Source organism: Corynebacterium hansenii (genome assembly GCF_030408795.1).
Lineage (GTDB): Bacteria > Actinomycetota > Actinomycetes > Mycobacteriales > Mycobacteriaceae > Corynebacterium > Corynebacterium hansenii.
In genome coordinates, this window is the sequence record NZ_CP047211.1 from 659,159 (window position 1) to 684,841 (window position 25,683).

The 25,683-nt window shown below is 68.0% G+C and carries 25 protein-coding genes and 2 tRNA genes; 21 read left to right on the plus strand and 6 right to left on the minus strand.

From position 1 onward, the window contains the following. Window positions 1–67 precede the first annotated feature (67 nt). Entirely contained in the window at window positions 68–436 is a 369-nt protein-coding gene (locus CHAN_RS02930; RefSeq protein WP_290291567.1) for a fluoride efflux transporter FluC, read from the minus strand. Continuing rightward, entirely contained in the window at window positions 426–794 is a 369-nt protein-coding gene (locus CHAN_RS02935) for a fluoride efflux transporter FluC (protein ID WP_290291570.1), read from the minus strand. Before CHAN_RS02935 ends, CHAN_RS02930 begins: the two co-directional genes overlap by 11 nt. A 111-nt stretch (window positions 795–905) precedes the next feature. Here CHAN_RS02935 and pgm point away from each other — a divergent pair, with 111 nt between their 5' ends. The 5 genes from pgm (at window position 906) to CHAN_RS02960 (ending at window position 4,081) form a co-directional block, all read left to right on the plus strand. Then, a complete protein-coding gene (pgm, locus tag CHAN_RS02940) occupies window positions 906–2,549 on the plus strand; it encodes a phosphoglucomutase (alpha-D-glucose-1,6-bisphosphate-dependent) (RefSeq protein WP_290291574.1) in 1,644 nt (547 codons plus the stop codon). Continuing rightward, window positions 2,549–2,989: a MauE/DoxX family redox-associated membrane protein gene (locus CHAN_RS02945; protein ID WP_290291576.1), complete on the plus strand. Its 441-nt coding sequence runs from the start codon at window positions 2,549–2,551 to the stop codon at window positions 2,987–2,989. Before pgm ends, CHAN_RS02945 begins: the two co-directional genes overlap by 1 nt. Before the next feature lie 46 nt (window positions 2,990–3,035). After that, a complete protein-coding gene (locus CHAN_RS02950) occupies window positions 3,036–3,770 on the plus strand; it encodes a DsbA family protein (RefSeq protein ID WP_290291578.1) in 735 nt (244 codons plus the stop codon). 104 nt (window positions 3,771–3,874) lie between these two features. Continuing rightward, window positions 3,875–3,947 (plus strand) — tRNA-Ala (locus tag CHAN_RS02955). 61 nt (window positions 3,948–4,008) lie between these two features. Beyond that, window positions 4,009–4,081, plus strand: a tRNA-Ala gene (locus CHAN_RS02960). Window positions 4,082–4,198: 117 nt separating this feature from the next. Here the strand turns inward: CHAN_RS02960 and CHAN_RS02965 are convergent. After that, a complete protein-coding gene (locus tag CHAN_RS02965; protein WP_048739311.1) occupies window positions 4,199–4,606 on the minus strand; it encodes a VOC family protein in 408 nt (135 codons plus the stop codon). A gap of 4 nt (window positions 4,607–4,610) precedes the next feature. Then, window positions 4,611–5,417, minus strand: a complete 807-nt coding sequence (locus tag CHAN_RS02970; RefSeq protein WP_290291617.1) for a helix-turn-helix domain-containing protein — start codon at window positions 5,415–5,417, stop codon at window positions 4,611–4,613. 248 nt (window positions 5,418–5,665) lie between these two features. Between CHAN_RS02970 and CHAN_RS02975 the strand changes: the two genes are divergently transcribed. After that, window positions 5,666–6,094, plus strand: coding sequence for a pyridoxamine 5'-phosphate oxidase family protein (locus CHAN_RS02975; protein ID WP_290291620.1), 429 nt, complete (start codon window positions 5,666–5,668; stop codon window positions 6,092–6,094). A gap of 63 nt (window positions 6,095–6,157) precedes the next feature. After that, complete coding sequence (locus CHAN_RS02980) at window positions 6,158–6,751, plus strand: TetR/AcrR family transcriptional regulator (protein ID WP_241485322.1); 594 nt, start codon at window positions 6,158–6,160, stop codon at window positions 6,749–6,751. Here CHAN_RS02980 and nadE read toward each other — a convergent pair. Continuing rightward, window positions 6,748–7,611, minus strand: a complete 864-nt coding sequence (gene nadE, locus CHAN_RS02985; protein WP_290291624.1) for an NAD(+) synthase — start codon at window positions 7,609–7,611, stop codon at window positions 6,748–6,750. The genes CHAN_RS02980 and nadE overlap by 4 nt on opposite strands. 56 nt (window positions 7,612–7,667) lie before the next feature. Between nadE and CHAN_RS02990 the strand changes: the two genes are divergently transcribed. The 11 genes from CHAN_RS02990 to CHAN_RS03040 all read left to right on the plus strand — a co-directional run bounded on the left by CHAN_RS02990 (window position 7,668) and on the right by CHAN_RS03040 (window position 20,550). After that, window positions 7,668–9,041 (plus strand): sugar porter family MFS transporter, encoded by a 1,374-nt coding sequence (locus tag CHAN_RS02990; RefSeq protein ID WP_290291626.1) that lies wholly within the window; start codon window positions 7,668–7,670, stop codon window positions 9,039–9,041. 69 nt (window positions 9,042–9,110) lie between these two features. Continuing rightward, window positions 9,111–9,557, plus strand: a complete 447-nt coding sequence (locus CHAN_RS02995; RefSeq protein ID WP_290291629.1) for a DUF3995 domain-containing protein — start codon at window positions 9,111–9,113, stop codon at window positions 9,555–9,557. Between the two features lie 193 nt (window positions 9,558–9,750). Continuing rightward, complete coding sequence (gene ykgO / locus CHAN_RS03000; RefSeq protein ID WP_005511141.1) at window positions 9,751–9,873, plus strand: type B 50S ribosomal protein L36; 123 nt, start codon at window positions 9,751–9,753, stop codon at window positions 9,871–9,873. 361 nt (window positions 9,874–10,234) lie between these two features. Continuing rightward, a complete protein-coding gene (nrdH, locus tag CHAN_RS03005) occupies window positions 10,235–10,459 on the plus strand; it encodes a glutaredoxin-like protein NrdH (protein ID WP_048739318.1) in 225 nt (74 codons plus the stop codon). A gap of 80 nt (window positions 10,460–10,539) precedes the next feature. Beyond that, window positions 10,540–10,962 (plus strand): class Ib ribonucleoside-diphosphate reductase assembly flavoprotein NrdI, encoded by a 423-nt coding sequence (gene nrdI / locus CHAN_RS03010; protein ID WP_290291635.1) that lies wholly within the window; start codon window positions 10,540–10,542, stop codon window positions 10,960–10,962. A 215-nt stretch (window positions 10,963–11,177) separates the two neighbouring features. Beyond that, on the plus strand, window positions 11,178–13,322 hold the full coding sequence (gene nrdE / locus CHAN_RS03015) for a class 1b ribonucleoside-diphosphate reductase subunit alpha (RefSeq protein WP_290291637.1): 2,145 nt from the start codon (window positions 11,178–11,180) through the stop codon (window positions 13,320–13,322). 241 nt (window positions 13,323–13,563) lie between these two features. Next, a complete protein-coding gene (gene deoD / locus CHAN_RS03020; RefSeq protein WP_290291639.1) occupies window positions 13,564–14,280 on the plus strand; it encodes a purine-nucleoside phosphorylase in 717 nt (238 codons plus the stop codon). A 17-nt stretch (window positions 14,281–14,297) separates the two neighbouring features. Further along, on the plus strand, window positions 14,298–15,695 hold the full coding sequence (locus tag CHAN_RS03025; RefSeq protein ID WP_377748416.1) for an MFS transporter: 1,398 nt from the start codon (window positions 14,298–14,300) through the stop codon (window positions 15,693–15,695). A gap of 51 nt (window positions 15,696–15,746) precedes the next feature. Further along, window positions 15,747–16,769: a class 1b ribonucleoside-diphosphate reductase subunit beta gene (gene nrdF / locus CHAN_RS03030; protein ID WP_048739330.1), complete on the plus strand. Its 1,023-nt coding sequence runs from the start codon at window positions 15,747–15,749 to the stop codon at window positions 16,767–16,769. A gap of 287 nt (window positions 16,770–17,056) precedes the next feature. Further along, window positions 17,057–18,877 (plus strand): ABC transporter ATP-binding protein, encoded by a 1,821-nt coding sequence (locus tag CHAN_RS03035; protein ID WP_290291643.1) that lies wholly within the window; start codon window positions 17,057–17,059, stop codon window positions 18,875–18,877. Next, on the plus strand, window positions 18,874–20,550 hold the full coding sequence (locus CHAN_RS03040) for an ABC transporter ATP-binding protein (protein ID WP_290291646.1): 1,677 nt from the start codon (window positions 18,874–18,876) through the stop codon (window positions 20,548–20,550). The genes CHAN_RS03035 and CHAN_RS03040 overlap by 4 nt, the downstream gene beginning before the upstream one ends. A gap of 21 nt (window positions 20,551–20,571) precedes the next feature. Here CHAN_RS03040 and CHAN_RS03045 read toward each other — a convergent pair whose 3' ends face one another. After that, window positions 20,572–21,261 (minus strand): TetR/AcrR family transcriptional regulator, encoded by a 690-nt coding sequence (locus CHAN_RS03045; protein ID WP_290291648.1) that lies wholly within the window; start codon window positions 21,259–21,261, stop codon window positions 20,572–20,574. 494 nt (window positions 21,262–21,755) lie between these two features. Between CHAN_RS03045 and ctaD the strand changes: the two genes are divergently transcribed. The 3 genes from ctaD to CHAN_RS03060 all read left to right on the plus strand — a co-directional run bounded on the left by ctaD (window position 21,756) and on the right by CHAN_RS03060 (window position 25,676). Further along, complete coding sequence (gene ctaD, locus CHAN_RS03050; protein ID WP_048739332.1) at window positions 21,756–23,456, plus strand: aa3-type cytochrome oxidase subunit I; 1,701 nt, start codon at window positions 21,756–21,758, stop codon at window positions 23,454–23,456. A gap of 142 nt (window positions 23,457–23,598) precedes the next feature. Next, window positions 23,599–24,894 carry a phosphoserine phosphatase SerB gene (gene serB, locus CHAN_RS03055; RefSeq protein ID WP_048739333.1) on the plus strand — a complete coding sequence of 432 codons (1,296 nt, stop codon included), beginning with the start codon at window positions 23,599–23,601 and terminating at the stop codon, window positions 24,892–24,894. Continuing rightward, window positions 24,894–25,676, plus strand: a complete 783-nt coding sequence (locus CHAN_RS03060; RefSeq protein WP_290291653.1) for a peptidyl-tRNA hydrolase — start codon at window positions 24,894–24,896, stop codon at window positions 25,674–25,676. The genes serB and CHAN_RS03060 overlap by 1 nt, the downstream gene beginning before the upstream one ends. Window positions 25,677–25,683: the final 7 nt, after the last annotated feature.

Sequence of the window (25,683 nt, forward strand, 5' to 3'; positions counted from 1 at the left end):
CCCATTCCGGGCGTGGTAGGGCCGCGAAACGTGGGATTCGCCCGGGAATCTCACCCCGGGGACGGATTCAGCCCAGGAACACGGACGCCGCCGACGCCCCGGTCACGGCGGTCAGCACGGGGTATCCCACCGCCCACCACGATCGGGTGCGCCACAGATCGACGGCCTCGCGCGCCAGGGTCGACCACGTGGACAGCGCCCCGGCGTAACCCGCGCCGACGAAAGCCCAGAGCGGACCCGCGCCGCCCCACAGCGACCACGCGAGCCCCGCCACCGCGCAGGCGACGACGTTGGCGAAGAACGTCCCGGGCAGGGCGCTGCACGCGATTCGCGCGGAGATCTCGCCGAACCAGTGCCGCGTAATTCCGCCGAACGCCGCCCCCGCCGCGACGAGGACGAGGGCGAGCAGCGCGCCCGCGGGGGAGTCAACGGGCACGGGTCACCGTCCTCTCCCCGAGCAGGGCGGCCACGGGGCAGGCGACGAGCGTGACGACGACGAGGATCGCCGCTTCCCGTGGGGAGGCGCCGTCGAGAAGCACGATGAACGCCGAGAACGTGGTGAAACCTCCCAGCAGCCCCGGCCCGACCAGGGGCCACCACCGCGCCAGGGCGGGCATGGCGGCGACCGCGCCGATGGCGAAGCAGCCGAGGACGTTGACCAGGACCGTCGACCAGGCGTCGCCGAGCAAAGGCGACGCCGCCCAACCTGCCAGCACCCGCAGCACCGCACCCGCCGCCGACCCCGCGGCGACCAGCGCATGGGCGCGGGCGCGGGAAACGGAAGGGACGGTCACGGCACGGATCGTACCCTCCCCCGGATGGGCAGGGGCCGCGCTGCGGCGCCCGGTGAAAACGGGGACACTGGAAAGGAAACCGGTTACGGCACGACAGCAGGAGGACACCCCATGGCCCACGAGCGCGCCGGGCAGATTGCCCAGCACCAGGATCTGATCGACGTCGCCGAGCTGGTGACCGCGTACTACACGCGCCACCCGGAGCCGGGCAACGCCGACCAGGCCGTGTCCTTCGGCACCTCCGGCCACCGCGGCTCCTCGCTGGACACCGCGTTCAACGAGGACCACATCCACGCCACCACGCAGGCGATCGTCGACTACCGCGCGGGGCAGGGCGTCGAGGGCCCGCTGTACATCGGCCGCGACACCCACGGGCTGTCCGAGCCCGCCATGATCTCCGCGATCGAGGTGCTCACCGCCAACGGCGTCACCGTCATGGTCGACTCCCGCGGCCGCTACACCCCGACGCCCGCCGTGTCCCACGCCATCCTGCGGCACAACCGCGACCTGGGCGCCTCCGACCGCCGCCGCGCCGACGGCATCGTGGTCACCCCCTCGCACAACCCGCCGCGCGACGGCGGCTTCAAGTACAACCCGCCCACCGGCGGCCCCGCCGACTCCGACGCCACCGACTGGATCGCCGCGCGCGCCAACGAATACCTGGCCGAGGGCCTCGACGGCGTCAAGCGCCAGTCGGCCGACAAGGCCGGCGATCTGGTGGTCAAGCACGACTACATGAACGAGTACGTCGCCGACCTGCCCAACGTCGTCGACCTCGACGCAATCCGCGGCGCCGGCGTGAAGATCGGCGCCGACCCCATGGGCGGCGCCTCCGTCGACTACTGGGGCGCCATCGCCGACGCCCACGGCCTCGACCTCACCGTGGTCAACCCGCTGGTCGACGCCACGTGGCGGTTCATGACGCTCGACACCGACGGCAAGATCCGCATGGACTGCTCCAGCCCGAACGCCATGGCGTCGCTGATCGGAAATCGCGACAAGTTCGACCTGTCCACCGGCAACGACGCCGACGCCGACCGCCACGGCATCGTCACCCCCGACGCGGGGCTGATGAACCCGAACCACTACCTGGCCGTCGCCATCGACTACCTCTTCGCCAACCGCCCGAACTGGGCCGCGGACACCGCCGTGGGCAAGACCCTCGTGTCCTCCTCGATGGTCGACCGCGTCGTCGCCGACCTGGGCCGCAAGCTCGTGGAGGTGCCCGTCGGCTTCAAGTGGTTCGTGCCCGGCCTGATGGACGGCTCCGTCGGCTTCGGCGGCGAGGAATCCGCCGGCGCGTCCTTCCTGCGCCACGACGGCACCGTCTGGTCCACCGACAAGGACGGCCTGATCATGGACCTGCTCGCCGCCGAGATCATCGCCGTGACCGGCAAGACGCCGTCGCAGCGCTACGCGGAGCTGGCCGACAAGTTCGGGGCGCCCGCCTACGCGCGCACCGACGCCGACGCCACCCGCGAGCAGAAGGCGATCCTCAAGAAGCTCTCGCCGGAGCAGGTCACGGCGGACACGCTGGCGGGCGAACCGATCGTCGCCAAGCTCACCGAGGCCCCCGGCAACGGCGCCGCCATCGGCGGCCTGAAGGTGGCCACCGAGAACGCCTGGTTCGCGGCCCGCCCGTCCGGCACCGAGGACAAGTACAAGATCTACGCCGAGTCCTTCAAGGGCGCCGACCACCTCGAGCAGGTGCAGGCGGAGGCCCAGGACGTCGTGTCGCAGGTGCTGGGCGCGTGATGCGGGAGGCCATCGCATTCATCGCCCGCTTCGGGCTCGCCGCGGTGTGGCTGTGGTCCGGCGGCGTGAAGCTCGCGAACCCCCTCGACAGCAGGCAGGCCATCGCCGCCTACGAACTGCTGCCCGAGGGATGGATCGATTTCCTGGCCACTGCCCTGCCGGCGGGGGAGCTCGTGCTGGGGCTGATGCTGCTGCTCGGCGTGTTCCTCCGCTGGGCGGGCGCGGCGTCGGCGATCATCCTGGTCGGGTTCATCCTCGGCATCGCCTCCGCGTGGGCGCGGGGCCTGAGCATCGACTGCGGGTGCTTCGGCGGCGGCGGGTACGACGCCGGCGCGGGCCCGGCCACGTACCTGAAATCCATGGGGCGCGACGCGCTGTTCCTGGCCATGGCGGCGTGGACGATGTGGCGGCCGTTCGAGCGTTTCGCGTTGCGCCCTTGATTCCGCTCGCGTGACCGGCGGGCGGCGGGCCGCTATCGTGTGATCCGTGAGCCAGAAAATCAAGAATCCGAACGAGAAGGGCTCCGGCTTCGTCGTCGGCATCGTCGCCCTCATCGCCATCGTCGCCGCGGTCATCGGCGTCGTCCTGTACATGGGGCGCAACCAGCCGATCGAGGGGCTCCCGAACGAGGACGTGTCGTTCTCCGTCCAGGCCAAGGACAACGTCTTCCGGCTGGCCTCCGACAAGGCCGGCGGCGACGCCGTCGTCGCCCAGGTCTACGAGGACTTCTCCTGCCCCCACTGCGCGGAGATGTCCAAGGGCGGCCACGCGGATGAGCTGCAGGCGCTCAACGATGGCAAGCTCGTGGTCGAATACCACCCGCTGAACTTCCTGGACCGCCAGGGCGAGGGGCACTCGACCAAGGCACTGGCCGTCATGCAGCGCATCGCCGAAACCGGCGACGCCCGCCTGTTCTGGAACTTCCACTCCCTGCTGATGGGCGACATGCAGCAGGCGTACACGTGGGACTTCGAGCAGTACGCCGATCGCCTGAAGATGATGGACGCGCCCTCCGAGGTCGTCGACGACGTCCGCGACGGCCTGGACCTGTCCGCGGCACGCGAGGCGGCCAAGGCCAACGGCGAGAAGCTCAACGGCGCCATCGGCACCATTTCCTCGCCGCACGTCATCGTCGACGGCAAGGACATTCTGAAGGACGCCAAGCAGGGCACTCTTGGAGAGTGGGTCAAGAACGCCCTGGAAGCCGGCAAGGCCAAGTAGCCGAATTATCCGGCCACCTGGGGATTTGGGTAATCCCCGGGTGGCCGTGTAATTTACAGGGAGTCCGAGGCGCGTGCCGGAAGGTGCGGGCGCGGAAATGATCAGGGGCTATGGCGCAGCTGGTAGCGCACCACACTGGCAGTGTGGGGGTCAGGGGTTCGAGTCCCCTTAGCTCCACAGGAAAACGGTTCGCCGTTTTCCCGTGGCCGCGGGAGATCGCGGAAACACAACTTCATGCGGGGCTATGGCGCAGCTGGTAGCGCACCACACTGGCAGTGTGGGGGTCAGGGGTTCGAGTCCCCTTAGCTCCACTTGAACGGCGGGGCCGCATCCGGGAAACCGGGTGCGGCCCCGCCTTTTGCGTTCGCGGTTTCTTTTCCGCGGTGATGTGGGCCGGGGCGTCGTACGGGGTTGCGGCTTTCGTGTTCTCACTGGCCGGGGTACGAGCCCACGGACCAGTGATTGCCTTCCGGATCCGCGACGGTGGCGACACGACCGCCGTAGGGCTGGTCGGCGGGCTTTTCGATGGTCGTGGCGCCGTTTGCCAGCGCCTTCTCGTAGGTTGCGTCGACGTCGGCGTCCGTCGGGACCACGAGGTAGCAGCACTTCTGCCCCGCCGTGTCGGGGATCTCGTGGGTGCCCGCTCGCCGGTTGGAGCCGAGCATGATCCCGCCCGAGTCGCGCCACCGCAGTTCGGCATGCTCGACTCGGCTGGGGTCCGCATCGTCGCGGACGACGAGGATTTGCTCGAAACCGAGCGCGGCGAGGAACGCCAGACCCTTGTCGGCATCGGCGTAGGTGAGGGAGTGGAAAAGCTGGGGCTTGGTCGTCGTCATGCGTTCAATCATGGTCGGCGACCGGCGCCAGGTCTTGAAGGTTTGGGAAGTCTTCGGTTCGGGCTTTGGGACTGGCTCCGACGAATCCCTTCCATTCCCGCGAGAGGTGAGACTGGTCCGCATAGCCGCACCCGCCGGCCGCTTCGGTCAGGGACGCTCCCGATGCGACGAGGCGCCGGGCCTTCTCGAAGCGCGCCAGACGGCTGATCTCTTTGGGTGACAGGCCAAACTCCGCCCGGACGCGATTCCTCAAGTGGCGCCGGGAGTACCCGACTTCGGCGGCCACCCGGGCGACGGGAAGACCGTCCCCGAGGAGGCGCCACGCCGCCGTCACCGTGGCGTCGGCGGCCCACCCGTTCAGCCGGGCCAACAGCATGGCTTCCGCGGCGGCGAGGCGGTCCGTCCACGTGGTGCGGCCGGCGATGGCTTCATGCTCGTCACGGGTCAGCCCCCGCGGCAGGTCGTCCATGTCGACGGTGTGTTCCGTCACCGCGCCGATCGGTGCGCCGAAGAGTGCCCTGCACCCGATCGGCGTGACGGCCAGATGGATGCCCCGTTGCAGCCCGTGCGTGTGAATCAGCGCCGGACGCAGATGAAGACCGGAGATCGAACACCAGCGCGCCGTGGATCGGGTGGGTTCGTGAAGCCACCCCACATCGAGAGGCTCCTCCACCGCGATGATCACCGTGGCGGCCGTGCCGGGCACTCCCACGTGGACGGCGTCGGCCGGCAGCACCATGTCGTAGGCCACCATGGGCGCAGCCAGGCAGCTCCGAAGAGCGGGATGAACCGCTCGTGTCACGGTCTCCATGTCTCGAGCCTAGCCACGGGACCACCCGCCCGGGTCCCGCAGAGCGGGTTCACCGGTCTCTTCGGGCCAAACGTCCGGTCGGCGGGCGGTCCGGCCCTGAGTCGGCGGCCATCCCAGTCGCCACCCCTAACGGCGTTCGGCCGCCGAACGTCCGGCTGCCTGGGGATATCCGATATGCGCACGTCAGGTGCGCAGATAGGGCAGGGGCGGGTCTGCGTGAAAGTCCGGACGATGGAACAATGGGTGCCATGAGCGAAAACAATGACGTGATCCAGAAGCTGTCGGACGAGGAGTCCCTCGAACTGCTGTCGACCAAGACCTTCGGCCGCCTCGTGGTGCGCCGCAAAGACGACATGGATCTCTTCCCGCTGAACTACGTCGTCCACGAGGGCGCCATCTGGTTCCGCACCGCGGAGGGGTCCAAGCTGTTCACCCTCACCCTCAACGACGACGTCCTCTTCGAGGCGGACAACGTCGACTCGGAGGCCGCGGAAGCCTGGTCCGTCATCGTCAAGGGCACCGCCCGCGCCCTGAAGTCCAACGACGAGATCGCGAAGGCCGACCAGCTGCCGCTGAAGCCGTGGCTGCCGACCCTGAAGTACAACTACGTCGTGGTCACGCCGGACGAGATCTCGGGCCGCAAGTTCCACCTCGGCGACGAGCCCGAGCGTTACTGACGGCGTCACCCGTTTTCACCGAAAGCCGCACGCACCGCCGTTTTCGGCGCTACCCTCCGGTCTGTGACCAGCATCATGAACATTCCGGAAGGTGATGCTCCCATGTCCGAGGCGCGCGAGCTCCCGCCGACGATCGCCGCACCCGGCCAGCATTCGCCGCGAGTCCAGCACATCCTCGACGAGGCGCGGTCGATGCTGCGCGAGTCGGGGTGGCGCAACGTCAGCATGCGCCGGCTGGCCGCCCGCCTGGACGTGAAGGCGCCGTCGCTGTACAAGCACATCACCGGCAAGGATGAGCTGTACCGGCTGCTTCTCGACGAAACGCTGCGCAACCTCGGCGCCGCGCTGCATGAGGCCGTGGACGAGGACCCCTGCCCGCGCTCGCTGCTGAAGGCGTACCGGCGCGCGGCGTCGGCGGATCCCCACGGGTACCGGCTGATCAGCCGCGCCCGCGTGGTGAACATGGTCGAGCCCACCGACCTGGACCGCTGGATCCGGGAGCCGTTCACGCGCGTCGCCGGCGGGGACGAGGCCCGCGGACTGGCGCTGTGGGCCTTCGCCCACGGCCTGGTCATCGCGGAGCTGGTGCAGGAATCCGGGGACACCGCCGACCCGGTGTGGACGGCGGGGGCGGACGCCTTCGCCCGGGAGGCCTAGGCGCGCCACCAATCCTGCGAGGGCCCCGGGGGCGTGGTCCTCTTGTGCCGGCTGATCCGCCACAGGTGCTCGATGCGCGCGGCATCGGCGTCGGACACGTCGCGCCCTTCCAGGTAGGCGTCGATGGCCGCGTAGGTGACGCCCAGGGCGACCTCGTCGGGAAGCGCGGGGCGGTCTTCCTCCAGGTCGGCCGTCGGCACCTTCGTCCACGTCGACTCCGGTGCGCCGAGATGCTCGAGCATCCGCGCGCCCTGGCCCTTGGTCAGGCCCTCGAGGGGGACCAGATCCACGCCGCCGTCGCCGTGCTTGGTGTAGAAGCCGGTCACCGCCTCGGCCGCGTGGTCGGTGCCCACGACCAGCAGGCCGCGCTCGCCGGCGATGGCGTATTGGGCGATCATGCGCTGGCGGGCCTTCACGTTGCCCTTGTTGAAGTCGCCGAGCCCGCGGATGCCCATGGCCCCGGACACTGCGGCGTTCATCGCGGTGGTCGCCGGCTCGATGTCCACGGTGACGGACTCGTCGGGGTGGATGAAGCGCAGGGCGGTCTGGGCGTCGTCTTCGTCGGCCTGCACGCCGTGGGGCAGGCGCACCGCGACGAACACCGGATCGGCCAGGTGGTCCGGGTTGGTGCCGCCGGCGTCGGTGCGCACCCGCTCCACGGCCATCTGCGCGAGCTTGCCCGCCAGCGTCGAGTCCTGCCCGCCGGAGATGCCGAGCACGAAACCGCGGGCGCCGGTCGCCGCGAGGTAGTCGGCCAGGAAGGTCACGCGCTCGTCGACCTCGGCTGCGGGGTCGATCTCGGGGGACACGTGCAGTTCGGCGATGATGCGCTCGCGGAGGCCATCCTTCGGGTAGTTCATGGGCCCAGGGTACGTCGGCGAGGTTTCCATCCGGTTTCGGTGGCATGATTGCCCCCGTGAACGCACCAACCCGACCCTCCACCGAGGCCCGCGGCTCCGGCCGGGCCATCGCCGTCGCCGTCATCGCCGCCCTGGGCGGCCTCCTCTTCGGCTACGACACCGGCGTCATCTCCGGGGCCCTGCTGTTCATCCAGCGGTCCTTCGAGCTGACGCCGGCACAGGAATCCACCGTCACCGCGATGCTGCTGGTCGGCGCGGCCATCGGCGCCTTCACCGGCGGCCGGGTGGCCGACGCGATCGGCCGCCGGTCGACGGTGCTCATCGGCGCGGTCGGATTCATCGCCGGCAGCCTGTGGTGCGCGGCGGCCGGGTCGGCGCTGGAGCTCGGGGCCGCGCGGACGCTGCTGGGCGTGTGCATCGGCGGCGTGTCCATCGTCGTGCCCATGTACATCTCCGAGATGTCGCCCCCGCACATCCGCGGCCGCCTGGTCAGCCTCAACTCGCTGATGATCGTCATCGGCCAGCTCGTCGCGTTCCTCACCAACTCCGCGTTGGCGGGGTCGGGGTCGTGGCGCTGGATGCTGGGGCTGGGTGCCGTGCCCGCGGTGATTCTGCTCGTCGGCATGCTCTTGCTGCCCGACACCCCGGCTTACCTGCTGCGCCGCGATCGCCGCGACGATGCGCTCAAGGTCCTGCGCGGCATGCACGGGCCGGGGGCGGAGCTTTCCGACGTCGAGATCGCCGAGGGTTCCATGAGCGAGGACCAGCGGGCGGCCGAACGTGCGGCGCTGAAGGTGCCGTGGATCCGGCGCGCGGTGATCATCGCGATGCTCATCGGCGTGACCCAGCAGGTCACGGGCGCCAACGCCATCATGTATTTCGCGCCGACGATGATGAACAAGGTCGGGTTGTCGGCGGAAAACTCCGTGTACACGTCCATTTTGATCGGCACCGTGTCGGTCATCGCCTGCGCCGTCGGCATGGGCATCATCGACCGCGTCGGCCGCCGACGGATGCTGATCATCGGCCTGACCGGCTGCGCCATTTCGCTGGGCGTGCTGGCCCCGGTCTACGGCCTGGCGTCGAACTCGACGGCCGGGGCCATGGCGTCGCTGGCGTTGATGACCGTATTCATCGCCTTCCAGCAGGCCGCAGTCTCCGTGGCCACGTGGCTGCTCATCTCCGAGGTCGTGCCCGCCGAGGTCCGGGGTGCGGGCATGGGCCTGGCCGGCCTGGCGCTGTGGGCGGCCAACTGGTTCGTGGCGCAGGCCTTCCTGCCGATGGTCGACGTCGTCGGCGGCTCGTGGTCCTTCCTCTTCTTCGCCGTCACCGGTGCGATGGCGCTGGCCTTCACGTGGAAGATGGTCCCGGAAACCACGGGGCGATCGCTGTCGGAGGTCAGCGAAGACCTGCGCGCCGCGGGGGCCTGACGCGCCCTTTTCCCGACGATGCCGGGTTCCCGGTTGGACGGTCGACTCGGACGCGCCTACGGTTCGGGCATGACGAGGTCCAACTGGTTCTGGCTTGCGGCGCTGGCCGGCGGGGCGCACGCGGCGATCTCCCTGTACTGGGCGCTCGGCGGGACCGGTCTGCTGTGGACCATGGGCGAGTCGTTCGCCGACGGGTTCGCCTCGAGAATGTGGCTGCTGTACCCGGTGGCGCTGGTCAAGTTCGCCGTCGCGATCGGGCCGTTGTGGTTGCAGTCCCGGGCGTGGCGGCCGTGGCCACGGCTGACGCGACTGGCGTCGTGGCTGGCGGCGGTGACGTTGATCGGGTGGGGCGGGCTGACGACGGTGATCGGCAACCTCGTGCTTGCCTCGGTCATCGAGCCGGTCGGCGGGTACGACCGGGGCGCGATGATCGGCCATGCGTGGCTGTGGGATCCGCTGTTCGCCGTGTGGGGCGTGGCCCTGCTCGTCGGGCTGGCGCGCACCCGTCGGCGCTGACGGGGAGGCCGCTGCCTCCCGTTTCGGGATGCGGGGCTTTTTGTGTCGGGGCGCCGGTTTGGGTAACATGGCCGTTCGTGTCGTGGCGCCGCAGGTCGGCGCCACCGGGTTGTCGCATCCCAATCGTTTTTCCGACGGGGGAGTGGCGCGGCCCGCCACCGCCCACAGGAGCCGAGAAGAAAGGAGCGCCCGAATGAAGGTCCGCAAGTCCCTTCGGTCGCTGAAGAACAAGCCGGGCGCCCAGGTCGTGCGCCGCCGTGGCAAGGTTTACGTGATCAACAAGAAGGAGCCGCGCTTCAAGGCCCGCCAGGGTTAAGAGCGAAGGGTTTCCCGCCGCGCCGCATGGACCGACTGGTCCATGCGGCGCGGTTTTCTTTGCGTGGACATTGGCCGATAGCTGGACCGGCCGGTCTCCGATAGACGGTTTTCGGCGAATTTCGGGACCTCGACCACTAAATCACAAGGTTGTGAGGCCATTTCGCCCCACATGTAGTGGCGGGGGAATCCCCATCCTGGGAATTCGATGCTTGTAACTACTACATGTTGTGCCACTGGCCTTTTTCAAACCCCAAGTGTAGTGTTTCTGGTGTTGCGCCACTCAGGGCGCGGACCGGAGGATCCGAAGGGCTCGCCGGTCGACATCCCTCGAACCGACTGACTGAAGGAACGTGCGAGACATGGTCACCGTCTACAGCAAGCCCGCCTGCGTGCAGTGCCGCGCCACCACCCGAGCCCTCGACAAGGCCGGCATCTCCTACGACGTCGTGGACATCACCCTCGATGACGAGGCCCGCGACTACGTCATGGCGCTCGGCCACCTGCAGGCCCCGGTCGTCGACACGGGTTCCGAGACCTGGTCGGGCTTCCGTCCCGACCGCATCCAGGCCCTCCGGGCCGCGTAAACCGCGGGCCCGAAACCCCGGCCGTGGCTTTTCCGCTCCAGCGGGAACCACGGCCTTTCGTCGAAGGGTGGCGAAAGCCATTGTTCATCGTCTATTTCTCGTCGGCCACCGGCAACACCCACAAGTTCGTGCAGAAGCTGGGCATCCCCAACGCACGGATCCCGATCCACCGGAATGAGCCGGAACTGATGGTCGACGAGCCATATGTGCTGATCGTCCCCACCTACGGGGGCGGATCATCCATCACGGGGGACAAATCCCGGCCGGTGCCGCCGCAGGTGATCCGGTTCCTGAACAACGAGCACAACCGCTCGTTCATCCGGGGGGTCATCTCGGCGGGCAACACCAACTTCGGCATCGACTACGGGCTGGCCGGGGAAATCGTGGCCGAGAAATGCAAGGTGCCGTACGTCTACCGGTTCGAGTTGATGGGCAACGACGAAGACGTGAAGGTCGTTCGATCCGGGCTGGCGGACTTTTTCCAGCACCGCGCGGCCTCCTGACCGACGCCGGGACACGCGCCCATGGCGGCCGCACCGTTCCTCTTATATAGAGGGGAGGGGACGGCGGTCGCACGGGGACGCGGCCGACAAGAAACACAGGGGCGACGGCGAGGGCGCCGTCGCAAAGCAAAAACGCACAGCAAATAGAAGCGATACGCGACAAGCGAGCCGGCGCGAGCCAGGGAAACGAAGAGGGAGCTAACACAGTGGCTGAAATGGGGAAAACCGTGGCGGAGCCGATCGGCAAGGACGAGCTTGATTTCCATGCGCTCAACGCGCTGCTGAACCTGTACGACGACAACGGGAAGATCCAGTTCGACAAGGACCGGGAGGCGGCGCGCCAGTACTTCCTGCAGCACGTCAACCAGAACACCGTCTTCTTCCACAACCTGAAGGAGAAGCTGGACTACCTGGTCGAGAACAAGTACTACGACCCGATCGTGGTGAACAAGTACGAGTTCGAGGACATCAAGGCCCTGTTCAAGCGGGCCTACGCGCACAAGTTCCGCTTCAAGTCCTTCCTGGGGGCGTACAAGTACTACACCTCGTACACCCTGAAGACCTTCGACGGGAAGCGCTACCTCGAGCGCTACGAGGACCGCGTCTGCATGGTCGCGCTGACGCTGGCCGACGGCGACCTCGAACTGGCCGGCCACCTGGTCGACGAGATCATCTCGGGCCGCTTCCAGCCGGCGACGCCGACGTTCCTCAACTCCGGCAAGGCCCAGCGCGGCGAGCCGGTGAGCTGCTTCCTGCTGCGCATCGAGGACAACATGGAGTCCATCGGCCGCGCCATCAACTCCTCGCTGCAGCTGTCCAAGCGCGGCGGCGGCGTCGCGCTGCTGCTGAGCAACCTGCGCGAGCAGGGAGCGCCGATCAAGCACATCGAGAACCAGTCGTCCGGCGTCATCCCCGTGATGAAGCTGCTGGAGGACTCGTTCTCCTACGCCAACCAGCTCGGCGCGCGCCAGGGCGCGGGCGCGGTGTACCTGCACGCGCACCATCCGGACATCATGCGCTTCCTGGACACCAAGCGCGAGAACGCCGACGAGAAGATCCGCATCAAGTCGCTGTCGCTCGGCGTGGTCATCCCGGACATCACCTTCGAGCTGGCCAAGCGCAACGACGACATGTACCTGTTCAGCCCGTACGACGTCGAGCGCGTCTACGGCAAGGCGTTCGCCGACGTGAACATCTCCGAGAACTACGACGACATGGTCGAGGACCCGCGGATCAGCAAGACCAAGCTCAACGCCCGCGCGTTCTTCCAGACCCTGGCGGAGATCCAGTTCGAGTCCGGCTACCCGTACATCATGTTCGAGGACACGGTGAACGACGCCAACCCCATCGCGGGCCGCATCACCCACTCGAACCTGTGCTCCGAGATCCTGCAGGTTTCCACGCCGTCGACGTACCACGAGGACCTGTCCTACGACGAGGTCGGCGAGGACATCTCGTGCAACCTCGGCTCGATGAACATCGCCATGGCCATGGACTCGCCGGACTTCTCGGCGACCATCGAGACCGCCATCCGCGGCCTGACCGCCGTGTCCGAGCAGACCGCCATCGATTCGGTGCCGTCGATCCGCAAGGGCAACGACAAGTCGCACGCCATCGGCCTGGGCCAGATGAACCTGCACGGCTACCTCGGCCGCGAGCGGATCCACTACGGATCCGAGGAGGGCATCGACTTCACCAACATCTACTTCTACTGCGTGCTGTTCGAGGCCCTGAAGGCGTCGAACAAGATCGCCATCGAGCGCGGCGTGAAGTTCGGCGGCTTCGAGGAGTCGAAGTACGCCACCGGCGAGTTCTTCGACAAGTACATCGACGCCGAGTGGGCGCCGGCGACCGAGCGGGTCAAGGAGCTTTTCGACGCCTCGAACATCTCCATCCCCACGCAGGACGACTGGCGCGAGCTGAAGGCCTCCATCCAGGAGCACGGCCTGTTCAACCGCAACCTGCAGGCAGTGCCGCCGACGGGCTCGATCTCGTACATCAACAACTCGACGTCGTCGATCCATCCGATCGCGTCGAAGATCGAGATCCGCAAGGAAGGCAAGATCGGCCGCGTCTACTATCCGGCGCCGCACATGGACAACGACAACCTGGAGTACTTCCAGGACGCGTACGAGATCGGCTACGAGAAGATCATCGACACCTACGCCGCCGCCACCCAGCACGTGGACCAGGGGCTGTCGCTGACGCTGTTCTTCAAGGACACCGCCACCACGCGCGACATCAACCGCGCGCAGATCTACGCGTGGCGCAAGGGCATCAAGACCATCTACTACATCCGACTGCGCCAGGTCGCCCTCGAGGGCACCGAGGTCCAGGGCTGTGTCAGCTGCATGCTGTAGCGGCCGGTCGGCGAGCATCGCAGAGGGCGGGCATCCGGGGTTTCCCGGGTGCCCGCCCTCGCTTTTGCGCCGGTGCGGGCCGCTTTGCGACGATCCGCGCACAGATGTAAATCGCGCTATTGACGAGTGTTCTGGACGGGCGTAGCGTGGGACGCGATACGGCGGATGAGAGCCGTCGCAAAGCGAAGAAAGCCCACGCCGCACATTCCACGCCGAAAAGGCCCGATCCGAAGGAGCCCCCATGGCCCGCGAGAGCACCCCGCACATCAACCCGAACGGCGTCGACATCGCCGAGACCATCCTCCTGCCCGGCGACCCGCTGCGCGCCAAGTTCATCGCCGAGACCTACCTGGACGACGTCGTGCAGTTCAATTCCGTGCGCAACATGCTCGGGTTCACGGGCACGTACGAGGGCAACCCGGTGTCCGTGATGGGCTCCGGCATGGGCATCCCGTCGATCTCGCTGTACGCGTACGAGCTCATCCACGACTTCGGGGTGAAGAAGCTGGTGCGCGTCGGCTCCTGCGGCGCGTTCCAGGCCGACATCGACCTCTACGACGTGGTCATCGGCCAGTCGGCGTCGACCGACTCCAACTTCCTGTCGCAGTACGGCATCCCCGGCACCTACGCGCCGACCGCCTCGTACCGCCTGCTGGAGGACGTCCGCGACCGTGCCCGCGAGCAGGGCGTGAAGACGCACGTGGGCAACATCCTGTCGTCCGACATCTTCTACAACGACAACCCCGACGCCAACGAGCGGTGGGCGCGCATGGGCGTGCTCGCCGTCGAGATGGAATCCGCCGGCCTCTACGCCACCGCCGCGCGCGCCGGCGTCGAGGCGCTGGGCATCTTCACCGTCAGCGACAACATCGTCACCGGCGGCCAGACCACCGCCGAAGAGCGCCAGACCGCGTTCACCACCATGATGGAGCTCGCGCTCCCGCTGGCGGCGATCTAGCCATGGGAATCAAGTCCATGAAGGTCTCCGACAAGCCGCTGGCCGCGCCGAACCCCAAGGCCGCCGTCCCGATCATCCTGTTCACCTTCGTCTTCTGCCTGGTCATCGACAACGGCTTCAAGTTCATGACCAAGCCCATCGCCGAAGACCTGGGGCTGTCGCTGACCACGGCCAGCCTCCAGGCCACCCTGGCGGGCATCGTCATCGGCATCGGCGCGGTGGTCTACGCCGCGCTGGCCGACTCGATCTCGATGCGCAAGCTGCTCGTCGCCGGCATCACCATGATCGCCGCGGGCTCCGCCATCGGCTTCGCGTTCCAGAACGTCTGGGAGGTCGTCCTCGTCGGCCGCATCATCCAGACCTGCGGCCTCGCCGCCGCGGAGACGCTGTACGTCATCTACGTCACCAAGTACCTGTCCAAGGACGACCAGAAGACCTACCTGGGCTTCTCCACCTCCGCGTTCCAGGGCGCGCTGCTCATCGGCACCCTGACCTCGGGCATCATGGCCACCTACATCTCGTGGACCGCCATGTTCCTGGTGTCCCTGCTGCTCGTCGCCGCCATCCCGGTCATCCTGAAGAAGGTCCCCGACTCCGCCAGCGTGCGCAGCCACCTCGACGTGTTCGGCCTGTTCCTCATCGCCGTCGTCGCCACCGCGGTGATGATGTACATGCAGAAATTCGCCTGGCCGTGGGCCGTCGCCGCCGTCATCGGCATCGCCGTCTTCGCCTGGCACGTGAGCGCCCACGACGACGCGCTGGTCACCTCGGCGTTCTTCGCCAACGGCCGCTACGTCACCGTCCTGGCCGTCGTGCTCGTCGTCTACTCCGTGCAGCTGGGCTACTCCGCCATCCTGCTGCCGCACCTGGCCGACAAGCTCCACGGCATCAAGATCGACGGCGCCGCGTACATCCTGGCGCCCGGCTATGCGCTCGCCGTCGTCGTCGGCGCCCTGTCGGGCAAGGTGGGCAAGATCCTGTCGTCGCGCAACACCATCATCGCGGCGCTGCTGCTGATCATGTTGGCGCTGATCCTGCCGGCGGTGTTCGTCGGCAAGTCCGTGTCCATCATCGTCATCTCCATGCTGCTGTTCCCCAGCGGTTTCGCGCTGATCTACGCACCGCTGGTGGCCACGGCGGTCGGGGACATCCCGGCGGAGAAGTCGGGCGTGGCCATCGGCTTCTACAACCTGGTCATCAACATCGCCGTGCCGGTGGGCATCGCGTACACCGCGAAGCTCGTCGACCTGGGGCCGACGTTTCTGTCCGGGCTGTCGCCGGCGGGCAACGACGCCGAGGCCGTGGTGGCCACGGTGCTGTGGATCCTCACCGGGCTCGTCGTGGTCGGACTGATCATCTACCTCATCGCCGACGGCGTGCTGTCGCGCCGCGAGCTGGCGCGCGCCAGGGGTTAGCCCGCCGGGGAGATCGGGGCTAGACTCCCCGGTTGAACCAGGAGGAATTACATGACCGTGAATCGCTCGGACTGCCCGCCGTCGACGCCCGCGCACAGGGAGAAGCACCCCGAGGCCCGGGAGTGCCCGGTGGCGGCCATCGACTGGAACACCATCCCGGATGACAAGGACCTCGAGGTCTGGGACCGCCTGACCGGAAACTTCTGGTTGCCGGAGAAGGTGCCGCTGTCGAACGACATCAAGAGCTGGAACACGCTCAACGAGCTCGAGCAGCGCACCACCATGCGCGTGTTCACCGGCCTGACCATGCTGGACACCATCCAGGGCACCGTCGGCGCAGTGTCGCTGCTGCCGGACGCCCTGACCTCCCACGAGGAGGCGGTGTACACCAACATCGCGTTCATGGAGTCGGTGCACGCGAAGTCGTACTCGTCGATCTTCCAGACCCTGGCGTCGACGCCGGAGATCAACGACGCCTTCCGCTGGGCGGAGGAGAACGAGCACCTCCAGCGCAAGGCGAAGATCATCCTCGACTACTACGAGGGCGATGACCCGCAGAAGAAGAAGGTCGCCTCGGTCATCCTCGAGTCCTTCCTCTTCTACTCGGGCTTCTACCTGCCCATGTACTGGTCCTCGCACGCGAAGCTGACCAACACCGCGGACATCATCCGCCTGATCATCCGCGACGAGGCCGTCCACGGCTACTACATCGGGTACAAGTACCAGAAGAACCTGGAGCGCCTGACCGAGGAGCAGCGCCAGGAGCTCAAGGACTACACCTTCGACCTGCTGCTGGACCTCTACGACAACGAGATCCAGTACACGGAGGACATGTACGACGAGCTCGGCTGGACCGAGGACGTCAAGCGGTTCCTGCGCTACAACGCCAACAAGGCGCTGAACAACCTCGGCTACGAGGGCATCTTCCCGGCGGACGAGTGCAAGGTGTCCCCGGCGATCCTGTCGGCGCTGAGCCCCAACGCCGACGAGAACCACGACTTCTTCTCGGGCGCCGGCTCGTCCTACGTGATGGGCAAGGCCGAGAGCACCGAAGACGAGGACTGGGACTTCTAGGTCCCCGTCGCAAGGCCCGGTCCCGCGGTACGCCGCGGGGCCGGGTCTTTTTCGCTTGCCGACGCCGGGGGAAGGCGGGGCGCGGGGGAGAGATCGGGCATGGACGTGATGCCGTGACGGTGTTAGGTTCTGGAGCAATGTTCCAATGATGTGCGCGGGACGCTCCGCGCATGCCGGACGGGCGTTGGGCGGGTGCGGCATGGCCCCACCTTGCTCCGGCGCTACTTAGGTGAGCCACGCCAAATAATGGCAGTGGATGCTGGCGACGAAGTGAATCGAGGATGGCAATGACGCAAGTGAGAACCGGCGGGGCGGAGACGGAGACCCCGCCGAGGTCCGGAAACGCGGAGGAGTCAGGGGAGGCGTTCCGGGATCTCGGGCGGCTGCTCCATCCCATGCGCCGCGAATTGACGGTGATCGCGGTGATGAACGGCGCGTCTGCGGTGGTGGCCCTGGTGCCGTACCTGGCGGTCGCGTTCGTCACCGACCGCCTGCTCTCCGGGAGCGGGGACATTGGCACGGCGGCGGTCACGGCGATTGCGGTGGCAATCGGGGCGTTGGCTCTGCGTCAAATCCTCTACATCGGCGGCATCGGTTACGCCCACCTCGTCGAGGCCCGGCTGCGGCGCTCGCTGAGGGAGAAGATCCTGGACCACATCGGCGCGGTTCCCCTGGGGAAGATCGGCTCCCGCGGCGCCGGGCGGATCCGCCGGCTCGTCATCGACGACACCGCCGCCATCCACACCATCGTCGCCCACGTCCTGGCGGAGGCGGCGGGCGCATTCACCGGCGTCGCCGTGTCCCTGGCCGTCCTTTTCGCCGTGAGTTGGCCCCTGGCGGCCGGCTACTTCGCGGTGTTCCTCATCGTCGCCGCCGTCGCGAAGGCGGTCACGCCGCGCATCGGCGGGAACGTGCAGGAAGACTTCGCCGATGCCCAGTCCGAATTGGCCGCGGCGGCGGTGGAACTGACGGAAGGAATCGCCGAGATCAAGAGCCACGGCCTCACCGGCGGTTTCATGCGGCGGTTCCGGGAATCCCTGGACCGCTACTCGCGGACGAGCTACGACGGCACCCGCGTCGTCATCCGGCCGATGTCGGTGATCACGAGCTTCGTGCTGCCCGGTGTGCTGCTGGGCCCGATGCTGCTGTTGTGCTGGGTGGCCCTGGAACTCGGATGGGCGTCCCCTTTCGGCGTCATCGTTTTCCTGCTCGTCGGAATCGGCGTGCCCCAGACCTTCTTCGGCACGCTGAGCCTCGTCCAGGGCGCCCGGTTGGGCGCGGCCGCGGCGGGGAGGATCGCCCGTTTCCTCGGTGAACCCGCGCTGCCCGAGCCCGCCGACCCCGCACCGTTCACGCGCGCCGACGCGGCGGGCGACATCACGTTCGAGGATGTGGCGTTCGGGTACGGCGACGACCGTCTCGTGTTGGATGGCCTTTCCCTGACGGTGCCGGCGGGCGCCACCGTCGCGCTGGTGGGGAGGTCCGGCTCGGGGAAAACCACGGTGACGCGCCTGCTCGCCCGGTTCTGGGAGCCGTCCGGCGGGAGCATCCGCATCGGCGGCCGGGACATCGCGGGGATCCGCGGAGAGGATCTGCTGCGCAACGTCTCGTTCATGTTCCAGGACGTCATGCTGGCGGGGATCCCGGTCCGCGACAACATCCGGCTCGCCCGGCCGGACGCCACCGACGCCGACGTCGTCGCGGCGGCGAAGGCCGCGCGCATCCACGACCGGATCATGGAATTGCCGAATGGGTACGACTCGATCGCGGGGTCCGGCGACGCGCAATTCTCCGGCGGCGAGCAACAGCGGCTGTGCATCGCCCGCGTCTTCCTCCAGGATGCCCCGGTCCTGGTCCTCGACGAGGCGACGTCATTCCTCGATCGGGAAAACGAGGAACTGCTCCGCGGGGAATTCGCCCGGTTCTTCGCCGGGCGCACGGTCATCACCGTCACGCACCGACTGTCCGCCGTCGCCGACGCCGATTCCATCGCGGTGATCGAAGGGGGACGCGTGGCGGAACAAGGAACCCACGACGAACTCCTCGCCCGGCCGGGACCGTACCGGCGGATGTGGGAAGCCCGCACCGCGGAAGGAATCGACCGATGACCATGGCGGGGACGACATCGAAGCGGCAGTTCATCTTCGGGGCGCTGGAGAAGGCCGCGGGCACCCGAACCGGCGTCGCGACGCTCGTCGCGCTGTACGTGGTGTCCGCGGTGCTGCAGGGCGTGGCCTTCGTGGCCGCCATCCCCCTGGTGCGGCAGCTGTTCGGCGGGCCCGACGCCGGAGCCGGGGCGTGGGCCGCATTCGGCGGCTGCGTCGTCCTGGCCTTCGCCGCGCACGTTATCGGGATGGTCCGCTCGGCGCGGATCTCGGTCTACGCGATCTGCGACCGGCTTCTGCGGCGAATCGGGGAGAAGATCACCCGGATCGCGCTCGGCTGGTTCGACGCCTCCAGCTCGGCGAAGGTCTCCAAGGCCATGGCCGAGGACGTGCAGACACTTTCGCATCTGGGACCCATCGTCCTGCCGGGCCTCGTCAATGGCGTCGTCACCCCGCTGACCGTGGCCGTGGCGGCGCTGTTCATCGAACCGCTCGTCGGGATCGCGCTGTTCATCGTCATACCCGTCGGCGTGGGCTGCATCGCCTGGTCGATGCGCGTGCTCGAACGGATCTACGCCCTCGAGAAGCAGGCCGATCTGCGCATGTACGGGGCGGTCCTCGAAGCCGCGGCCCTGCAACCGCTCCTCCGGGCCTCGGGGCGGGCGGGAATGAAGTGGGATCATCTCGCCGCGGCGGTGGCGGAGGACGGCGAAGCGGAACTCGCGCGGATGCGTGCGGAGGGCCGGCCGAACCTGGTGTTCCAGATCGGCACGCAACTGTGTTTCGCCGTTGCTCTGGCGGCGACGGCCATGGCCGCGGCGGCCGGGCGCATCGACGCCGCGACGTTCGCGATGCTGTGCCTGCTCGCCGTCCGCTGCGTGGAGCCGTTGACCCTGGCGGTCCAGTACTCGCTGGAGCTGTTCAAGGAGAGGGAATCCATGGAGGCCGTCAACGGCATCCTCGAGGCTCCGGAATTGCCGGAGCCGGATCGGCCCGAACCCCTCGACGGGCACGATGTGCGCTTCGAGGGCGTGGACTTCGGTTACGGCGGGGGCGAACCGGTTCTGCGGGAGGTCGACCTCGGGGTGGCATCGGGAGGCATCGTCGCGCTCGTCGGTCCGTCGGGGGCGGGCAAATCCACCATCGCCCGCCTCATCGCGCGCTTCTGGGACGTCGACGGGGGCGCGGTCCGCGTGGGCGGCGCCGACGTGCGCGACGCCGGCACGGAATCGCTCATGCGGAACGTGGCGTTCGTGTTCCAGGACGTGTACCTGTTCGACGCCACGGTGCTGGACAACATCCGGATCGGCGGGCCGGGCGCTACGGACGGGGAAGTCCGGGCGGCGGCGCGCGCCGCGCGCCTCGACGACGTGATCGAGCGGCTGCCCGACGGGTGGGACACCCGGGTCGGCCCCGGCGGTTCCCGGCTGTCGGGAGGGGAGAGGCAGCGGGTCGCGATCGCGAGGGCCCTCCTCAAAGATGCGCCCATCTTGCTTCTCGACGAGATCACCTCGGCCCTCGACGCGGAAAACGAAGCGGCTCTCATCCGGACGCTGCGGGACCGAGCCGAGCGGCGGACGGTCATCATGATCGCCCACCGCGACACGGTGATCGCGGCCGCCGACCGCGTGCTCATGGTGAAGGGCGGCCGCGTGCGGGAGATTGAAAGGAATTAGCCGGATGCCGTTCCGAGGGATTCAGTCCTGCGGCCCCAAGGTCCGGGCGATGCCGTTCAGCAAGGAGGAGAGCAGGAAACGGTAGAACTCCTCGCCGGCGGCTTCCGCGGCGTCCGCGTCCCGGGCGAAGGGCGCCATGGTCTCCAGGAGGACCCTGCTGCCCGGGCTGTCGGGGGCATGATCCGCGAAACCCCGGATGATGCCCTCGTGCCCGGGAAAGCCGTCGACGGCGTGACCCCGCCTGAAGTCCGAGAAGGCTATGGAACTCAGCGCCGCGTTGAAGATCGTCCCGTAGACCTTCCCGGTATCCGCGCCGAAGCCGGCCGATTCGAGGAGGTCGATGGCCACGTCGAGTCCCCGGAGGGAATCGGAGAAGAAGGGGCCGTGCAGCATCATCCAGTGGGCGACGCCGGGATACGGGGCGAGTTGCTTCCGCAGCGAGAGCATCGTTTCGGTGAACCACTTCCGCCAGTCGACGTCGCCGGGCGGCATCCGCGTCCCGGAGAGAACCTCCTCCACGACCTTCCGCATGATCTCGTCCTTGCCGCCGACGTGGTGGTAGATCGACGACATCGACGCACCCGACTCCAGTGCGATGTCGCGGACGGTCCAGCCGTACAGTCCTTTGCGGGCGGTCAGCCGGACGGCCGTGTCGATGATGTCCGCCGGCCGCAACTGCGGCTTTCGGCGGGCGTGCCGCTCGTCGTTCATGCTCCCATCCTGTCCCAACGAGTGGGCGGAGCGGAATCCCGTGTCGCAGACGGCAGGCGGAGCGCAGGGGAGTGGGCGCCGCGACGGCCCTTCCGCTAAGGTTGCTCTCAGTTCCCGGTGGGCGCATCCCGACGGGAACGGTCTCGATGAGGCGAACGTCACACCTCGACCTGGGAGTGATCCGCGAAATTCGCGGGAACTTTCGTCGGGGGTGGTGTGGGGGAGACGGGTGCACCGGCGACCCGCATCACATGGTTTCGGGGCATCGTCGCTGCTTAAGGGAATTCTCAGCAACGTCGACGGCGCCGGCAATCATGGCGGGATACCCCCCTCCCCATCGCAGGCCTTAACATTTTCACAGGTCGGGGTTAGACTCGGCCACATAGCGCGAGGTGGACTCGCATTGGCGCGTCCACCTCCTCTAACATCTAGGCAGCAACAAATCTTTGACGACCCTGTGAACACCACGGGGAGTCGCGTAGTCAGGAGGAAGAATGACTGCAGTAGCGCCTCGTCCCGGCCACGAAGTGGCCGCGGCGGAACGGCCCGAGCCGTTCGGGCACGAGCGTAAGGGCAGCTGGGCGTGGGAGATGCTGACCACGACCGACCACAAGAAGCTGGGCGTCATGTACATCATCATGAGCTTCTCCTTCTTCTTCGTGGGCGGTCTCATGGCACTGCTCATCCGCGCCGAGCTGTTCCAGCCGGGCCTTCAGTTCCTGTCCAATGAGCAGTTCAACCAGCTCTTCACCATGCACGGCACGGTGATGCTGCTTCTGTTCGGCACCCCGATCGTCTGGGGCTTCGCCAACTACATCCTGCCGCTGCAGATCGGCGCTCCGGACGTGGCCTTCCCGCGTCTGAACGCCTTCGGCTTCTGGCTGACCACCATCGGCGGCATCCTGATGCTGTCGGGCTTCCTGACGCCGGGCGGTGCGGCCGACTTCGGTTGGACCATGTACTCCCCGCTGTCTGACTCCATCCACTCCCCGGGCGTCGGCTCGGACCTGTGGATCGTCGGCGTCGGCATCGGCGGCGTGGGCACCATCGTGTCCGCCATCAACATGACCACCACCGTCCTGTGCCTCCGTGCGCCGGGCATGACCATGTTCCGCATGCCGATCTTCACCTGGAACATCCTGGTGACCTCGATCCTGGCCCTGCTGATCTTCCCGATCCTGACCGCCGCCGCCCTCGGCGTGCTGTACGACCGCAAGCTGGGCGGCCACATCTACGACCCGGCCAACGGCGGCGCCATCATGTGGCAGCACCTGTTCTGGTTCTTCGGCCACCCCGAGGTCTACGTCCTCCTGCTGCCGTTCGTCGGCATCATCACCGAGGTCGTGCCGGTGTTCTCGCGCAAGCCGCTGTTCGGCTACGCGGGCATGGTCTTCGCCACCCTGTCCATCGCCGGCCTGTCCATGGCCGTCTGGGCGCACCACATGTTCGTGACCGGCGCGGTCCTGCTGCCGTTCTTCTCGTTCATGACGTTCCTGATCTCGGTTCCGACCGGCGTGAAGTTCTTCAACTGGCTCGGCACCATGTGGCGCGGCCACATGACGTTCGAGACCCCGATGACCTTCGCCCTCGGCTTCATCGTGACCTTCCTGTTCGGTGGCCTGACCGGCATCATGCTGGCCTCCCCGCCGCTGGACTTCCACATCTCGGACACCTACTTCGTGGTGGCGCACTTCCACTACACCCTGTTCGGCACCCTGGTGTTCGCCTCCTACTCGGGCGTGTACTTCTGGTTCCCGAAGATGACCGGCCGCATGCTGGACGAGAAGCTGGGCCACGTCCACTTCTGGCTCACCTTCGTCGGCTTCAACCTGACCTTCCTGGTCCAGCACTGGCTGGGCAACGAGGGCATGCCGCGCCGCTACGCGGACTACCTCGAGTCCGACGGCTTCACCACCCTGAACATGATCTCCACGGTCGGCGCCGCCATCCTGGGCGTCTCGGTCCTGCCGTTCATCTGGAACGTGTTCAAGTCCTGGCGCTACGGCGAGGTCGTCACCGTCGACGACCCGTGGGGCTACGGCAACTCCCTCGAGTGGGCGACCTCCTGCCCGCCGCCGCGCCACAACTTCACCTCCATGCCGCGCATCCGCTCCGAGCGCCCCGCGTTCGAGCTGCACTACCCGCACATGGTCGAGCGCATGCGCGCCGAGGCTCACGTCGGCCGCCAGCTCTAAGGTGACGAAGCTGCACTAGACTACGCGTCACGAAGACAGGCCCCCGCTGGTTCCTCCCGGCGGGGGCCTTCGTCGTGCTCGAAAAGGGTCTTCCAGCGGCCCCGGAGTCGAGGTGCGCGCGGTGACATGGGATAATCGCGGCGTGCAGAACAAGGTTGATGTCCCCGCAGCCCCCGAAGCCGCCGACCCGACGCTGGAGACGGTGACCCTCCCCGAGGGGCTCGTCCCCGCAGTGGTCACCGCCACAGGGCCGGACCGCCCCGGCGTCTCCGCCTCCTTCTTCCGGGTGCTCGCCGCACACGGCGCGCAGGTGCTCGACGTCGAGCAGTCCCTGTTCCGCTCGCGGCTGTCGCTCGGCGCGCTCGTGGGCGTCGCCCCGGATCGGCTGGAGGTCCTCGCCGCCGGCCTGACTGACACCCTGCGCGGGCACGGCGTGACCGTGGAAGTCTCGGTCGACGGCGTTGAGTCGACCCGCCATGCCTCGTCGCACGCCGTCGTGGTGCTGGGCAACCCGCTCACTGCGGAGGACATCTCGCGCATCGGCCAGACTCTGGCGGATTATGGCGCGAACATCGACACCATCCGCGGCATCGCGGACTACCCGGTCACGGGCCTCGAACTGAAGGTCTCCATCCCGGACCCGAAGCCGGGCGCCGGCATCCCGGTGCGCAAGGCGCTGGCCGAGCTCGCCCTGGCGCAGAAGATCGACATCGCCATCGAACGCGACGGTCTGCAGCGCCGCTCGAAGCGGCTGATCTGCTTCGACGTCGACTCGACGCTGATCACGGGCGAGGTCATCGAGATGTTGGCCGCCCACGCCGGCCGCGAAGCCGAGGTCGCGGCGGTCACCGAGCGGGCCATGCGCGGCGAACTCGACTTCGCCGAGTCCCTCCACGAGCGCGTGAAGGCACTGGAGGGGCTGCCGGAATCGGTGCTGAAGGAGGTCTCGGAGTCGATCGTCCTGACGCCGGGCGCCCGCACCACCATCCGCACGCTCAAGCGCCTCGGCTACAAGGCCGGCGCGGTGTCGGGCGGCTTCATCCAGATCCTCGAGCCGCTGGCTAAGGAACTGGACCTCGACTTCTACCGAGCCAACACCCTCGAGATCGTCGACGGGAAGCTCACCGGCCGCGTCATCGGCGACGTCATCGACCGCCAGGAGAAGGCCCGCAGCCTCAAGCGCTTCGCGGAGGAGTCGGGCCTGCAGATGCACCAGACCGTCGCGGTCGGCGACGGCGCCAACGACATCGACATGCTGTCGGTCGCCGGCCTGGGCATCGCCTTCAACGCCAAGCCGGCGCTGAAGGAGATCGCGGACACGTCGGTGAACACGCCCTTCCTGGACGAGGTCCTGTTCATCCTCGGCGTCTCCCGCGACGAGATCGACCACGCCGACCTGGAGGACGGCACGTTCCGCCGCGTTCCGCTCGAGCAGTGATGCCGCTTCACGACGGCGCGCTCAACGACGGACGAGTGCCCGACTGGTTCGCCGATGCGCACGCGGCGCTGCCGAAGCCGATGAGGGGCGACCCCGGCGAGGAGGTGCCGTGGTCGATGCCGATCATCCTGCACATCCCCAAGCAGGACCGGCCCGACCGCACGGAGCTTCTGGAGGCCGCCGCGACGGCCGTCGTGGCGTGCTGCCTCGACGAACGGGCGGCCGGCGCCCCGGCTTCGCCGTACGCTCAGGATCTGCGCTCGTGGTACGGCGCCCGCATCCGGAAGATCGCCCGCCGCGCGCGCAATGCCCAGTGGGACCGCGTACAGGAGCTGCCCGGGGTCACGGCGACGATCGGCGGCGCTTCGGCCCGGGCGCTGACGCCGGGGCCGGTGGGGGAGGAGGACGCGGTCGTCGCAAAGCTCCAGATCGGGGGAACCGACCTGCCGCCGTCGGATCAGCCCGCCGCGGACACCGGTGACGCGGACGCGCCGATCATCTGGGTCGACGCGGACCTGGGCATGACGGTGGGCAAGGCCGCGGCGCAGGTCGGCCACGGGTCGATGCTGCTGGCCGCGGTGCTCGGCACGGAGGCCGCGTGGGCGTGGGCCCGCGACGGCTTTCCGCTGCGGGTGCGGGAAATCGACGGCGGCCTCGATGCCGTGCAGGGTGCGGAAGGCGCCGACGTCGTCGTCCGCGACGCCGGTTTCACCGAAATAGCACCCGGCGCCGCGACGGTGCTGGTCACGGGCGGGCGCTACTCGCGAGGCCAGGCGCGGTGATCTGGGC